Origin of the sequence: Tropicibacter sp. Alg240-R139, assembly GCF_900537075.1 — a bacterium.
GTDB lineage: Bacteria > Pseudomonadota > Alphaproteobacteria > Rhodobacterales > Rhodobacteraceae > Falsiruegeria.
This window is the reverse complement of record NZ_UNRA01000005.1, coordinates 72,398-86,008: the sequence shown is the minus strand read 5'-3', so window position 1 is coordinate 86,008 and position 13,611 is coordinate 72,398. Positions and strand designations below refer to the sequence as shown.

Genomic DNA, 13,611 nt, shown 5'->3' with positions numbered 1-13,611 from the left:
TTCGACTTTCTTCAGTAAATCAAACGCGTTCCAGCGCCAGTGCGATGCCCTGACCGCCGCCGATGCACATAGTGACCAGCGCCTTGGAGCCGCCGATCCGCTCCAGTTCATAAAGCGCTTTGAGTGTGATGATTGCGCCGGTTGCACCCACTGGGTGACCCAGGGCAATCGCGCCACCGTTTGGGTTCACCTTGGCGGCGTCCAGACCCAGTTCCTTGTTGACCGCGAGCGCTTGCGAAGCGAAGGCTTCGTTGCTTTCGATCACGTCGAAATCATCTGCTGTAAGGCCGGTCTTGGCCATCAGGTTTTGCACCGCCGGAACCGGGCCGATGCCCATGACTTCGGGGCGGACACCGGCGTGGGCATAGCCCAGTACACGAGCCTTGGGTTTCAGCCCAGCCTTCTCTGCGGCGTCGGCCGTAGCAAAGACCATCGCCGCCGCACCGTCATTAATTCCGCTTGCATTTCCGGCAGTTACGCGACCGTCCTTCTTGAAGACGGGGCGCAGTCCGGCGAGGGCCTCGGCGGTGGTGGCCTTGGGGTGTTCGTCGACCACGAAGTCCACCATGTCGCGCTTGACCTTGACCTGGACCGGCGTGATCTGGCTGTTGAAGTGGCCTGCTTCGATGGCTGCTGCGGCGCGGGTTTGACTGGCCATTGCAAAGCCGTCCATCTGTTCGCGGGTGATCTGGTGTTCGTCTGCGACGTTTTCCGCCGTGACGCCCATGTGGCCGGTGCCGAACGGACAGTTCAATGCGCCCAGCATCATGTCGAGCGATTTGACGTCGCCCATCTTGGCACCCCAGCGGGTCTGTTGCATGATGAAGGGGCTGCGCGACATGCTTTCCGCACCACCGGCCAGAGCAAATTCGGCGTCGCCCAACATCAGAGATTGAACGGCGGAAACAATGGCTTGCGCACCCGATCCGCAAAGGCGGTTGACGTTCATCGCGGGTGTGCCACTGGGGATGCCCGCTTGCATCGCCGCCACGCGGCTGAGGTACATGTCGCGGGGTTCAGTGTTGATCACATGGCCAAAAACCACGTGCCCGATCTGCGCACCCTCAACCCCGGAACGTTCCAGCGCGGCCTCGGTTGCGACGGTGGCCAGGTCAATGGGCGCGGTCGAGGCCAGCGCCCCGCCGAAGGTGCCGATGGCGGTGCGGGCACCGTCCAATATCACGATGTCGGTCATAGAAGTCTCCTCTCGATTTGGCGGCAGTATGCATGTGCAGCACGACCCTGTCTGCGGGAACGTGCCGTCAACAAAACTGGTCAAATCCCATATGCACTATGCGTGCACTAAGCGTGCACACCCCGTGCACTGGCTTTATGCGGCGGCCCGTACTGAATTGCTGCCAGGCAGGCTGGGGTGATCGGGGCCCCAGATGCGCTCGATATCGCGGATCATGTGGGCGCGCTCAATGCGGTCCAACTCGGTCAAAACGGCTTGAACGTTGCCCCTGTGTTGCCGCATGGCTTTGGCCCAGATCCGTTCGACCGACTTGACCGACCAACTGAGCATGGCGTGCTGGAGCCAGCCGCGAAGTTCGGGATGCAGCCGATCAAAGCGGGTCATTGGGGCGGCCTTGCGGCGCCGGAGGGAAGAGGCGATGTTTCTGTGCATGATAATTTGTAATGTTATTACGTAACATTTCTTTACCTGGGCTGGCTAGAGTTGACAAGGGCAGGGAAAGACAGGCAGAGACTCCGTTATGACGGAGAATGCAGACGATATCCTGACACGCCTGCCCGCGCGCCTGAAAGAGGCACGGAGGGCGCACGGACTGTCGCTGGAAGCGGTGGCGAATCTGTCGGGCGTGTCCCGTTCGATGGTGAGCCAGATTGAGCGCGGGGAAAGCAGCCCGACGATCGCGACCTTGTGGAACCTGACGCGGGCGCTGCAGGTGGATTTTGCCGGTCTGCTGGAGGACGGTGAGGCCGCGGACAAGATCGAAGTTCTGCGCGCGTCGGACGTGCCCAGCATAGACAACATGGGGCAGGGTTGTCGCATTCAGATCCTGTCGCCCCCCGAAGAGGCCGGCGGGCATGAAGTTTACGACATTCGGTTTGAAGCGGGTGGGACGCTGAACAGTCAGCCGCACACGCGTGGGGCCAACGAACAGCTGACTGTGCTGGACGGGTCGGTTCGGGTTACTTCGGGTAGCGCAACCAATACGTTGAACGTCGGGGATACCGCCCGATATGCAGCGGACATTGCGCATGCCATTGAAGCCGAAGATCAGCCTGCACGCGTCTTTCTGATCGTCAAAAACGCGTAATATGTTCGACCGAAGCCGCTAAGGTGATCCCCGTCAAAGAGGAGGGGGTTCTCTTTGACGGGGGAGACCAGGCTGGGTGTAGCGGCAAAGCCTGGTCATTGATCAGTCGCCCTAAAAATGGGTTTCCTGACCAGTCCGTCGACGCAATTGCGTGAGCAGAGATACGTATTCAACTTCCTCGACCTACAAACTGGGGGGGTGGTCGAAGAAGTCACTGCGCCGACGGAATTCTGTGTAGACTAGTTACTCATAACGTAGCGCGGATCACCCAAGGGTCGAAAAGTCTATTGGTGAATTCTGATCCGCGTGTGTTCAGGTTTTCCAACTCTATCATGTTTCCTTGAGCAGTTGGACTTTGAGTTGGGGTCAGCGCAATACCGAAAAGAGCTCTCTGGGTCCGGATTATGAAAGTGAGCGAGTTCATGCCTATGCAATCTGGAGTTGTTGGCAAGAACCGGCCAGTGGAAGCTTGGCTGCGGGCTCTGCCGGATGGAGAATTTTCGCTGATCCGGGTCATTTTTGACGCGTTTTCTTGTGATAAGTGTGCATCATGGTGCGCGTGAGAGGAGAACGACATGTCCGAACCGTTGGCCGAGTTGGAGGATTTACCACAGGCATATCGCGATGAGTTGGCGCAGGCGGGGGTGGCCCCTTTGTGGCCGATGATGCGCAATGTGCTGCCGCACGGCGCGCCACAGCCGGTGACGCGGGCGGGGTATTGGAGCTATGCTGCTTTGCGGCCTCTGTTGCTAAAGGCGGGGGAGTTGACGCCGGTGGAAAAGGCCGAGCGCCGGGTGCTGGTGATGTCTGATCCAGGGCGTGGGACCGGGGCGATGCAGGCGACGGCCTCGATCTATTTGGGGATGCAGCTGCTGTTGCCGGGTGAAAGCGCGCCTGCACACCGGCATACGCCGTCGGCGGTGCGGATCATTGTCGAGGGGTCGGGCGGGTATTCGGTGGTCGACAGCGAGCGCCTGCCGATGGAGGAGGGCGATCTGGTTCTGACGCCATCCGGCGAGTGGCATGATCATGGGCACGACGGTGAGGGGCCGGTGGTCTGGCTGGATGCCTTGGACCTGCCGGTGTTCGTCCAGCTTGAAGGGTCTTATGCGGTTGAGGGTGAGTTGCAGCCCCAACGCAACCGGCCCGATGCCAGCGAGGTTGAGTACAAGGCGGCGGGTCTCGCTCCTACCCGGAGGCCAGGTCACCGCGCCCGCCGCTTTCCGATGTTGCGTTACCCCTGGACCGGGACCGAGGCGGCGTTGCGTCAGATGGCAGCATACGGTGGGGATGAGATCGCCGAGCTGGATTACATCAACCCCGAGACGGGAGAGGATATTCTGCCGACCCTTGGGTTCACGGCGATGATGTTTGGTGCGGGGCAGTCTCAGAGGCCTCCGCTGCGGTCGTCCTCTTGTGCGTTTCATGTGATCAAGGGGCGCGGGTGGACAGAGGTTGACGGGCAAGTGATCGAATGGGGGCCAAAGGATACGTTCACGGCGCCGGTCTTTGCCGCTATCTCTCATCAGGCGGAGAGCGAGGCCTTTGTGATCCGCATTCATGACCGTCCGCTACAGGACAAGCTTGGCTATTATGAGGAGCGCGCGCGATGAGCGACAGCCTGTTTTCCCTGCCCCAGACCCCCGGCATTCCGGTGAATGGAGAGAGTGCCACTTATCCGATCGGGCGGATTTTCTGCGTCGGCCGGAATTATGCCGCGCATGCCGCCGAGATGGGGCATGAGGTGGATCGCGAGGCACCGTTTTATTTCACCAAGTCCGCCGCGAATGCGGTGTTGACGGGGGCGACGGTGCCCTACCCTCCGGGCACCGAGAATTTCCATTATGAGATGGAATTGGCTTTGGCGATTGGCAAGCCGGTGTTTCGGGCGGATGCGGGTCAGGCGTGGGATGCGGTTTATGCCTATGGCTGTGCGTTGGACATGACGCGGCGGGATTTGCAGATCCGCGAGCGGAACAAGCAGCGGCCTTGGGATCTGGGCAAGGATGTTGAGCAGGCGGCCGTTTTTGCGCCGCTGACGAAGTTTGCGGATTGGGCTGCGGATGAAGGCAAGCGCATTCATCTGTCGGTGAATGGCGAGTTCAAGCAGGATGCGACTCTGGCTGAGCTGATCTGGAAGATTGATGAGATCATCTGTCATCTGTCGGGGTTCTATCACCTGCGGCCCGGCGATCTGATCATGACCGGAACGCCTGCCGGGGTTGGTCCGGTCGTGGCGGGAGATGTGATCGAAGGTGGCATCGACGGGCTGGACCCGATTGCCCTGACGCTGAGTGAGGCGGAGTAAGCCATGAGCCAAGACCGCATCCTGATCGCTGGTGGCGGGATTGGCGGTCTTGCTGCAGCGCTGGGCCTGGCCCAGCGCGGGCGGAGGGTGTTGGTTCTGGAGAAGGCCGCCCAGTTTGGTGAGATCGGGGCCGGAATTCAACTGGGCCCTAATGCGTTTCATGCTTTTGACTATCTGGGTGTCGGTGATGCGGCGCGGTCGATGGCCGTGTACATCGACAACCTGCGTTTGATGGATGCGCTGAGCGGTGAGGAGATCACGCGTATTCCGTTGGGCGACGCGTTTCGCGTGCATATGGGAAACCCTTATGCCGTGGTGCATCGGGGTGAGATGCATGGGGTGTTTTTAGGCGCGTGTGAGGCGAACCCGCTGATTGAGCTTAGGACCGAAGCGGCGGTTCAGGGGTATGCGCAGGACGGCGACAGTGTTTATGCGGTGCTCAGCGATGGCGCGCGCGTTGAGGGCGCGGCGCTTATTGGTGCGGATGGGCTGTGGTCGAAGGTGCGCAAGCAGATGCTGGACGATGGCCCACCTCGGGTGTCGGGGCACACGACCTATCGCTCGGTCATTCCGGTGGATCAGATGCCCGAGGCGCTGCGATGGAATGCGGCGACGCTGTGGGCGGGACCCAAGTGCCATGTGGTGCATTATCCGCTGTCGGGCGGGCAGAATTTCAATCTGGTCGTGACCTATCACAACCACGCGCCCGAGCCGGTGGCGGGCAAGCCCGTTCCGGTCGAAGAGGTGCGGCGCGGGTTTGAGCATGTGCACCCCTTGGCGCAGCAGGTGATCGAACAAGGGCAGGATTGGAAACTGTGGGTGCTGTGTGATCGGGACCCGGTGATGGACTGGGTCGAGGGGCGTGTGGCCTTGCTGGGGGATGCGGCCCATCCGATGCTGCAATATTTTGCCCAAGGCGCCTGTATGGCGATGGAAGACGCGGTTTGCCTGTCGGACATGGTGGCCACCCATGATGATCTGGAACAGGCCTTGTGCGCCTATCAGCAGAAACGGCGCTTGCGTACAGCGCGCGTTCAGTTGCAGTCTCGGGAGATCGGAGAGCACATTTATCACCCCGCGGGGGCCCATGCGGAATTGAGAAACGCCATCATGCGGGCAAAGACACCGCAGGATTGGTTCGCGGAGATCGAATGGCTTTACGGCGGCACCGGGTTGGAGAGCGCGGCGTCGTGACCAAAGACTGTAGCAATATATTGCATTGACGGTTCAGATTTGCATTATATTGCCTCAAAGAGGGATCAAAGGGAGGAAATCATGACTTATCGCAGAACCCTAATGGGGTTGATCGGCGGCGCGGCAGTGGCGGCCATGGCCACCGGATTCGGCGCAACTTCGGCGTTGGCGCAAGAGGTTACGCTGAAACTGCACCAGTTTCTGCCAGCACAGGCCAACGTGCCAAAGCTGGTTCTGGATGTCTGGGCGGACAATGTCGAAAAGGATTCGGGTGGCCGGATCAAGGTCGAGCGCTATCCGTCAATGCAGCTGGGTGGCAAGCCGCCAGAGCTGATGGATCAGGCGATTGACGGCGTGGCCGACATCATCTGGACGGTTGTGGGGTACACTCCGGGCCGTTTCCCATCGACCGAAGTGTTCGAGCTGCCGTTTATGATGACCGATGCGCGCGCGATGAGCCGGGCGTATTGGGAAATGTTCGAAAAGCACATGAAGGACACCGAGTTCAAGGATGTGCATATTCTGGGCACCTGGGTGCATGGTCCCGGCCTGATTCATACGGCTGATCCGGTGGAAAGCCCGGATGACTTGCAGGGTATGAAGATCCGGGGCGGTTCGCGTTCGGTCAACTCGCTGCTGACCAAGCTGGGCGCGACGCCGGTTGGTATGCCGGTGCCTGCGGTACCCGAAGGTCTGAGCAAAGGCGTGATCGACGGCACCACCATCCCTTGGGAGGTGACTGCGGCCCTGAAAGTGCCGGAACTGGTGGAAAATCACACCGAGTTCACCGGCAAGGCGCTGTATACGCTGACCTTTGTGCTGGCGATGAACAAAGAGAAGTATGAAAGCCTGCCGGATGACTTGAAAAAGGTGATCGACGACAACTCGGGCCTCGAATTCTCGGTCTTTGCCGGTGGCACCATGGCGGATGCCGATGGTCCGTCGCGTGTGATTGCCGAGGATCTGGGCAACAACATCATCACGCTGGATGCCGACCAGACCGCCGAATGGCAGGCGCTGGCCATGCCGATTTATGACGAATGGATCGCTGACATGGATTCCAAGGGTAAGGACGGCAAGGCGCTGATCGAAGAAGCGCAGATGCTGATCGAAAAGTACTCGCAGTAAGTACAATTGACCGTGGCGGTGTTGCCGCCACGGTTGCCATTTCAAGAAAGACGAACAACCGATGCACAAGCTGATGATGGGATTGGCCCGCACGCTGGCCATTGTCGGCGGGATTGTCCTGAGCGCGCTGATCCTGTTGACCTGTGCTTCTATCCTGGGCCGTTTGCTGAACGGCTTTTTCCATGGCGATTTCATGCAAGGACTGGCGCCCGGTTTTGCCGATTGGGCGATCGCGATTGGCATTGGCCCGGTGAATGGCGATTTCGAGCTGGTCGAGGCGGGCGTTGCTTTTGCCATCTTCTGTTTCATGCCGCTGTGTCAGATTACGGCCGGACACGCCTCGGTCGATATTCTGGCGAACAACTTTCCCAAGGCGGTGAACCGGTTACTGCGGATGGTGATCGAGATCGCCTTTGCCGGGGTGCTGGTGCTGATCGCGTGGAAGCTGGGCGATGGGATGTTGAGCAAGCGGCAATACGGCGAGACGACATTCCTGCTGCAATTCCCGATCTGGTGGGCGTATGGGTTGAGCTTTGTGGCGTCCTTGGCGGCGGCGGTCGTGGGGATTTACATGGCGGGTGTTCGGATATTTGAGTTCCTGACGGGCCGGATCGTGATCCACGACGGGATGGAGGCAAGCCATTGAGTTCGCTTGAGATTGGGATTGCATCCTTTCCTGCCCTGATGGTGCTGATTTTCCTGCGGGTGCCGATTGGGTTGGCGATGTTTCTGGTCGGGCTGGTGGGCCTGATCTGGGTCACCGACGGCACGCAGGTGGCGTTCGCGCGGCTGAAGAACGAAACCTACACGACCTTTTCCAGCTATTCGCTGACGATCGTGCCGATGTTCCTGCTGATGGGGCATTTCGCAACGCTGGGCGGTATGTCGAATGCACTTTTCAAGGCGGCTGAGGGTTGGCTGGGCCACCGCAAGGGCGGTGTGGCGATGGCCTCCATCGGGGCCTGTGCTGGCTTTGGCGCAATCTGCGGGTCGTCGTTGGCGACGGCGGCGACGATGGGGCGTGTGGCCTTGCCCGAGTTGAAGCAGTACGGGTACGCGGGCGGATTTTCGACCGCGACCTTGGCGGCAGGGGGCACGCTGGGCATCCTGATCCCGCCGTCTGTGGTGTTGGTGATCTATGCGATCCTGACCGAGCAGAACATTGCCAAGCTGTTTCTGGCAGCCTTCATCCCCGGCATTATGGCGGCGCTGGGCTATGTCATCGCGATCTCGGTCTATGTGCGGCTTTACCCTGAAAGTGCCGGCACCCGGCCTGCGGTGCCGTATTCTGAACGTTTTGCGGCGCTTGTTCAGGTGTGGCCCGTGTTGCTGGTCTTTGGTCTGGTGGTGGGTGGTATCTATCTGGGGTGGTTCACACCAACCGAAGGGGCGGCTGTTGGTGCCTTTGGAACGGCTGTCATCGCGTTTTTCAACGGGGGGCTGACGCGCGGTTCGCTGGTCGAAAGTTTCACCGTCACCGCGCGATCTACCGCAATGATCTTTTTCATCGTGCTGGGGGCGGGGTTCTACAACGGCTTTCTGGCGCTGACACAGGTGCCGCAAGAGCTGTCGAACTTTGTGGTCAGCCAAGGCCTGAGTCCGTGGATGGTTCTGGCACTGATTCTGTGCTTCTACCTGGTCTTTGGGTGCCTGATGGACAGCCTGTCGATGATCCTGCTGACGATCCCGATCTTCTTTCCCGTGATTTCCGCGATGGATTTCGATCTGGTCAATCTGGCCGCCCTGCAAGCCGATGCCGCGCGCGAGGTGCTGGCACTTGGCGTGCCTGAGGGGATGGCGGCGGAAACGCTGGCGTCGATCAAAGACGCGATTGCCAACGGCACCGAGCTGACCCGCGCCGAGATGAAGGAGCTGGGCATTCGGGTGACCAAGGGCATGGCCAACCGGATGGAGGCCGAGCATGTGGCGATCTGGTTCGGCATCCTGGTGCTGATCGTGGTCGAGGTTGGACTGATCACGCCGCCGGTGGGGATGAACCTGTTCATCATCAACGCGATGGACCGCAAGACCCCAATGGTCGAGACCTATAAGGCGGTGATGTTCTTCGTTGGATCAGACATCATCCGGGTGGTCATTCTGGTGGCGTTCCCGTCCATCACCCTGTTTCTGCTGGCGCTTTAGAGCCCGCCAACTTGGCTGAGCAGCTCGACGATCTCGGGCACGCCCTGTTTGTGGCGCAGGGCCGAGAAGACAAATGGCCGCCCTTGGCGCATCTTTGTGGCGTCGCGGTCCATCACCTCAAGCCTTGCGCCGACATGCGGGGCCAGGTCGGTTTTGTTGATGATCAGGATGTCCGAACGGGTGATCGCCGGGCCGCCTTTGCGAGGGATTTCCTCGCCGGCGGCTACGTCGATGACGTAGAGCGTCACATCCGCCAGTTCCGGGCTGAACGTGGCCGATAAGTTGTCACCACCGCTTTCGATCAGCACGACCTCGATGTCCGGGTGCCGGTCCTGCATCTGCGCCACGGCAGCCAAGTTGATCGAGGCATCTTCGCGAATGGCAGTGTGCGGGCAGCCGCCGGTTTCGACGCCGATTATCCGATCTTGCGGCAGGATTTGCAGGCGCATCAGGGCCTCGGCATCCTCTTGCGTGTAGATGTCATTGGTGATCACGCCGATCGAGTGTTTGTCGCGCAGCGCCTCGGCCAGACGGGCGGTCAGGGTGGTTTTGCCCGCGCCCACGGGTCCGCCGATGCCGACGCGCAGGGGGCCATTCATTCTGCTCATGTTCTGAAGATCCTTGAATATTGCGTTTCGTGGTTCATCGCCGCGATGTCGGTCACATAGCTGCAGGCGCGCAGGTCGTCGGCGTCTGCCTGTACCGCCTTGGCGGCGATGTCGCGGCAGGCGGGGGTCAAGTGTTTGACAATGCGTTGCCCGTCGGTTTGACCCAGCGGCACCAATCGCACGGCGGCGGCGGCGAGGTTGCTGACGAAGGCCTGCACATACATCTGCGCCGTGAGTTCCAGCGGCAAATCCATCAGCCGCGCGGCGCGTCCAACAGCCACGGGATAGGTCAGGTCAGAGAGGTCCACGGGCCAGACGTCCCTGACAGCGGCGCAAAAGGCGCTGCCCTGCAGGTCGCTTTCCATCAGCCGCTCGCGCGAGGCGGCCAGCGCCCGGCAGGTGGCGTCAATCATGATCAGCTCTTCCGGGGTTTCTGCCCGATAGGCAGAGGCCAGCAGAACCGTATCGTTCCACACCGAACCGTGGTGCAGAACCGTGTCCAGCCAATCCTGCACATCGTCCGCCGTCCGCACTTGTCCCTGATCAATCGACCGTTCCAGCCCGTGGGAATAGGCGAACGCCCCGACCGGGAAGGCAGGCGAAAACCATTGGCCGAGCGTCAAGATATCAGTGGGCGTGGCCATGGGTGCGTCCGTGCCCGTATGCCCCGCCTTCGGGTGTAAAGGGTTCCACCACCTCGCGCACTGTCGCGCCGATCTTGTCCAGCATGTCGCGGATCACATGATCGCGCTGGATCAACAGACGGGTGTCTTCAACCTGACATGGGGTGTGGCGGTTGCCGATGTGCCAGGCGATGCGCGGCAGAGTGTCTCCGGTCACTTCCAGCAGGTCTTCGGGCGCGGCAACTACGCAGATCAAGCGGCCGTCGATCAGTTCGAACGCGTCGCCGTGGTCAAGCGATGTCGTGTGCGCTAAGTCGACCAGAAAGCTGTCGTTTTGGTCCGTGGTCAGCACCTTGCGGCGCAGAAAACGGTCATCATAGCTGAGCGTGACGGTGCCGGAAGGTGTTGAACCATAGACATATTTGCGGGTGTGCTGGCTGGAAGGGAGTTGCATTTGTGTGCTTCTCTTTACGGTTTGTTATCCATGCGCGGTCAACGTGGCGGCATAGCTTTGGTTAATGATCTTCCCCGCATTGCGGATGAGTTGGGTCAGCTGCGCGCCGAGATGAAGGTGCTCAGGGCGCGGGTTGACGCGTTGCGAGCAAAGGCGCTTGCGGCGCGGGCGAATGGGTTGGTGGCGGGGCAGCAGTTCACGATTTTGGTCAAGTCCCAGACCCGCAGAACCTTGCTGCGCGACAAGCTGCCGCTGGATGTCTTGAACGACCCCCAATACTGGAAGATCACCCAGACAGAGACGGTTGTGACCGAAGCGGTTGAAGCGCAGGAGGAGTTCGATGTGTTCGAGCCTTTTTGACTGTGGTTTCCGGGGTGACATCAGAACATGAAATAGCGTTGTGCCATGGGCAGAACTTCGGCCGGGGCGCAGGTCAGCAACTCGCCGTCAGCGCGTACTTCATACGTTTCGGGGTTCACTTCGATTTGGGGTAGCGCGTTGTTCAGAGACAGGTCTGTCTTGCCGATGGTGCGCGTGTTGCTGACCGCGAGCGTTTGCTTCGCCAGCCCCAGTTGATTGCGGATCCCGGCGTCCTGCGCAGCGGCACTGACAAAGGTCACAGCCGAGTGTTCGACCGAGCGCCCATAGGCCCCGAACATGGGTCGGGAATAAACCGGCTGCGGCGTCGGGATCGAGGCGTTGGGATCGCCCATCTGTGCCATGGCAATGGTTCCACCCAGCAGGACCATTTCCGGCTTCACACCAAAGAACGCCGGGTTCCACAGCACCAGATCGGCGCGTTTGCCTTCCTCGATAGAGCCAATCTCGTGGCTCAGCCCATGGGCGACGGCAGGGTTGATGGTGTACTTTGCGATGTAGCGGCGGACGCGGAAGTTGTCGTTCTCTCCGGTCTCTTCGGCCAAGCGCCCGCGTTGTTTCTTCATCTTGTCGGCGGTCTGCCAGGTGCGGATCAGCACCTCGCCCACGCGGCCCATGGCCTGGCTGTCAGAAGCGATGATACTGAAGGCACCCATGTCGTGCAGGATGTCTTCGGCGGCGATGGTTTCGCGCCGAATGCGGCTTTCGGCGAATGCCACATCCTCGGGGATGGATTTGTCCAGGTGGTGGCAGACCATCAGCATGTCGAGGTGCTCGTCAACGGTATTGACGGTGAAGGGACGGGTGGGGTTGGTGGATGAGGGCAGGACATTGGCGTCGCCGCAGATCTTGATGATGTCGGGGGCGTGGCCACCGCCTGCGCCTTCGGTGTGGAAGGCGTGGATCGTGCGGCCCTTGATGGCGGCGACGGTGTTTTCGACAAAGCCGCTCTCGTTGAGCGTATCGGTGTGGATCATCACCTGCACGTCCATGGCGTCGGCCACCGACAGGCAGCAGTCGATAGCGGCAGGGGTGGTGCCCCAATCCTCGTGCAGCTTCAGGGCGCAGGCCCCGGCGAGGACTTGCTCTTCCAGCGCGGCGGGGAGGGATGCGTTGCCCTTGCCCGCAAACGCGAGGTTCATGGGGAACGCGTCGGCGGCCTGCAACATGCGGGACAGATGCCAGGCACCGGGGGTGCAAGTGGTGGCCAGTGTCCCATGGGCTGGCCCGGTGCCACCGCCCAGCATGGTGGTGAGGCCGGAATGGAGCGCCTCCTCGATCTGTTGTGGACAGATGAAATGGATATGGCTGTCGAATCCGCCTGCGGTCAGGATACGCCCCTCGCCTGCGATGGCCTCGGTCCCCGGACCGACGATTATATCGACACCGGGTTGGGTGTCAGGGTTGCCCGCCTTGCCGATCTTGGCGATGCGCCCGTCCTTCAGGCCCACGTCGGCCTTGAAGATGCCGGTGTGATCCACGATCAGCGCGTTGGTGATCACCGTGTCAACAGCGCCTTCGGCCCGCGTGGTCTGGGCCTGTCCCATGCCATCGCGGATCACCTTGCCGCCACCGAACTTGACCTCTTCGCCATACGGCCCGGTCAGGTCGCATTCTACCTCGATGATCAGATCGGTGTCCGCCAGCCGCAGCCGGTCACCAGTGGTGGGGCCAAACATGGCGGCAAAATCGGATCGGGTGATGGTGGCGGGCATCAGAGATCTCCCATAACCTGTTGGTTGAAACCGAATACGCGCCGAGCCCCTCCGATGGGGATCAACTGGACCTCGCGCCGTTGGCCCGGTTCGAACCGCACGGCGGTGCCTGCGGCGATGTCCAGGCGTTTGCCGCGAGCGGCGTCGCGGTGAAACTCAAGCGCCGGGTTGGCTTCGGCAAAGTGGTAGTGGCTGCCCACTTGAACGGGCCGGTCGCCGGTGTTGGCGACCATCAGGATGGTGACGGGCTGGTTGGCGTTCAACGTCAGCTCGCCCTCGGCTGGCAGCAGCTCGCCGGGGATCATTTGCGCGACCGGTGGAGCAGGTAAGCCAGAGTTCCCATAACCGAGATCAGGGCCAGGGCCAGCCAGGCTTCGGATCCGTGGGGGTGAACATGCGCGCTGCCGTGGGCCAGGGCGGGGGCTGCGGTCAGGGTGGTCAGGGCGGTGAACAGGGTTTTCATCTGCGGTCTCCTTCAGCGAATGGGGTTGTGGACGGTCACCAGTTTGGTGCCGTCGGGAAAGGTGGCTTCGACCTGCACCTCGTGGATCATGTCAGGCACGCCGGGCATACACTGTTCGACGGTGATGACCTGCGCGCCCGCCTCCATCATGTCGGCGACCGAGCGTCCGTCACGGGCGCCTTCGACGACAGAATCGGTGATCAGCGCGATGGCTTCGGGGTGGTTGAGCAACACGCCGCGCGCCAGGCGCTTGCGGGCAACCTCGGCGGCCATGGCGACCAGCAACTTGTCTTTTTCTCGGGGGGTCAGGTTCATG

Annotated in this window: 17 protein-coding genes; 8 read left to right on the top strand and 9 right to left on the bottom strand. The window is 61.0% G+C overall.

Annotated features, from left to right (window positions below):
- Positions 1-19: 19 nt before the first annotated feature.
- Positions 20-1,195 carry an acetyl-CoA C-acyltransferase family protein gene (locus tag G6R15_RS18020; protein ID WP_164661374.1) on the bottom strand — a complete coding sequence of 392 codons (1,176 nt, stop codon included), beginning with the start codon at positions 1,193-1,195 and terminating at the stop codon, positions 20-22.
- 135 nt (positions 1,196-1,330) lie between these two features.
- Entirely contained in the window at positions 1,331-1,627 is a 297-nt protein-coding gene (locus G6R15_RS18015; protein WP_255456187.1) for a DUF6525 family protein, read from the bottom strand.
- A gap of 88 nt (positions 1,628-1,715) precedes the next feature.
- On the opposite strand from G6R15_RS18015, the gene G6R15_RS18010 reads away from it, so the two are divergent.
- The 7 genes from G6R15_RS18010 (at position 1,716) to G6R15_RS17980 (ending at position 9,054) form a co-directional block, all read left to right on the top strand.
- Complete coding sequence (locus G6R15_RS18010) at positions 1,716-2,282, top strand: helix-turn-helix domain-containing protein (RefSeq protein ID WP_164661372.1); 567 nt, start codon at positions 1,716-1,718, stop codon at positions 2,280-2,282.
- A gap of 575 nt (positions 2,283-2,857) precedes the next feature.
- The gene (locus G6R15_RS18005) at positions 2,858-3,895 is read left to right on the top strand and encodes a cupin domain-containing protein (RefSeq protein ID WP_164661371.1); all 1,038 of its coding nucleotides are present in this window, start codon (positions 2,858-2,860) and stop codon (positions 3,893-3,895) included.
- A complete protein-coding gene (locus tag G6R15_RS18000; protein WP_164661370.1) occupies positions 3,892-4,590 on the top strand; it encodes a fumarylacetoacetate hydrolase family protein in 699 nt (232 codons plus the stop codon). Before G6R15_RS18005 ends, G6R15_RS18000 begins: the two co-directional genes overlap by 4 nt.
- A 3-nt stretch (positions 4,591-4,593) precedes the next feature.
- Entirely contained in the window at positions 4,594-5,784 is a 1,191-nt protein-coding gene (locus G6R15_RS17995; protein ID WP_164661369.1) for a 3-hydroxybenzoate 6-monooxygenase, read from the top strand.
- 81 nt (positions 5,785-5,865) lie between these two features.
- Positions 5,866-6,912, top strand: a complete 1,047-nt coding sequence (locus G6R15_RS17990) for a TRAP transporter substrate-binding protein (RefSeq protein WP_164661368.1) — start codon at positions 5,866-5,868, stop codon at positions 6,910-6,912.
- 61 nt (positions 6,913-6,973) lie between these two features.
- Positions 6,974-7,558, top strand: a complete 585-nt coding sequence (locus G6R15_RS17985; RefSeq protein WP_164661367.1) for a TRAP transporter small permease — start codon at positions 6,974-6,976, stop codon at positions 7,556-7,558.
- Entirely contained in the window at positions 7,555-9,054 is a 1,500-nt protein-coding gene (locus G6R15_RS17980) for a TRAP transporter large permease (protein WP_164661366.1), read from the top strand. Before G6R15_RS17985 ends, G6R15_RS17980 begins: the two co-directional genes overlap by 4 nt.
- Here the strand turns inward: G6R15_RS17980 and ureG are convergent.
- The 3 genes from ureG to ureE are packed head-to-tail and all read right to left on the bottom strand — an operon-like array spanning position 9,051 to position 10,739.
- Positions 9,051-9,662, bottom strand: coding sequence for an urease accessory protein UreG (gene ureG, locus G6R15_RS17975; RefSeq protein ID WP_164661365.1), 612 nt, complete (start codon positions 9,660-9,662; stop codon positions 9,051-9,053). The two genes, G6R15_RS17980 and ureG, sit on opposite strands and share 4 nt — an antisense overlap.
- Positions 9,659-10,306: an urease accessory protein UreF gene (locus G6R15_RS17970; protein ID WP_164661364.1), complete on the bottom strand. Its 648-nt coding sequence runs from the start codon at positions 10,304-10,306 to the stop codon at positions 9,659-9,661. The genes ureG and G6R15_RS17970 overlap by 4 nt, the downstream gene beginning before the upstream one ends.
- Positions 10,290-10,739, bottom strand: coding sequence for an urease accessory protein UreE (gene ureE, locus G6R15_RS17965; RefSeq protein WP_164661363.1), 450 nt, complete (start codon positions 10,737-10,739; stop codon positions 10,290-10,292). The genes G6R15_RS17970 and ureE overlap by 17 nt, the downstream gene beginning before the upstream one ends.
- Positions 10,740-10,769: 30 nt before the next feature.
- Here ureE and G6R15_RS17960 point away from each other — a divergent pair, with 30 nt between their 5' ends.
- The gene (locus G6R15_RS17960; RefSeq protein WP_164661362.1) at positions 10,770-11,099 is read left to right on the top strand and encodes a hypothetical protein; all 330 of its coding nucleotides are present in this window, start codon (positions 10,770-10,772) and stop codon (positions 11,097-11,099) included.
- A gap of 20 nt (positions 11,100-11,119) precedes the next feature.
- Here G6R15_RS17960 and ureC read toward each other — a convergent pair whose 3' ends face one another.
- From ureC to G6R15_RS17940, 4 genes are read right to left on the bottom strand one after another with little or no spacing between them, the layout of a single operon-like run.
- The gene (ureC, locus tag G6R15_RS17955; RefSeq protein ID WP_164661361.1) at positions 11,120-12,832 is read right to left on the bottom strand and encodes an urease subunit alpha; all 1,713 of its coding nucleotides are present in this window, start codon (positions 12,830-12,832) and stop codon (positions 11,120-11,122) included.
- The gene (locus G6R15_RS17950; RefSeq protein ID WP_164661360.1) at positions 12,832-13,137 is read right to left on the bottom strand and encodes an urease subunit beta; all 306 of its coding nucleotides are present in this window, start codon (positions 13,135-13,137) and stop codon (positions 12,832-12,834) included. Before G6R15_RS17950 ends, ureC begins: the two co-directional genes overlap by 1 nt.
- Positions 13,134-13,295: a peptidase M23 gene (locus G6R15_RS17945; protein WP_164661359.1), complete on the bottom strand. Its 162-nt coding sequence runs from the start codon at positions 13,293-13,295 to the stop codon at positions 13,134-13,136. Before G6R15_RS17945 ends, G6R15_RS17950 begins: the two co-directional genes overlap by 4 nt.
- Before the next feature lie 12 nt (positions 13,296-13,307).
- Positions 13,308-13,610: an urease subunit gamma gene (locus G6R15_RS17940; protein WP_164661358.1), complete on the bottom strand. Its 303-nt coding sequence runs from the start codon at positions 13,608-13,610 to the stop codon at positions 13,308-13,310.
- Position 13,611: the final 1 nt, after the last annotated feature.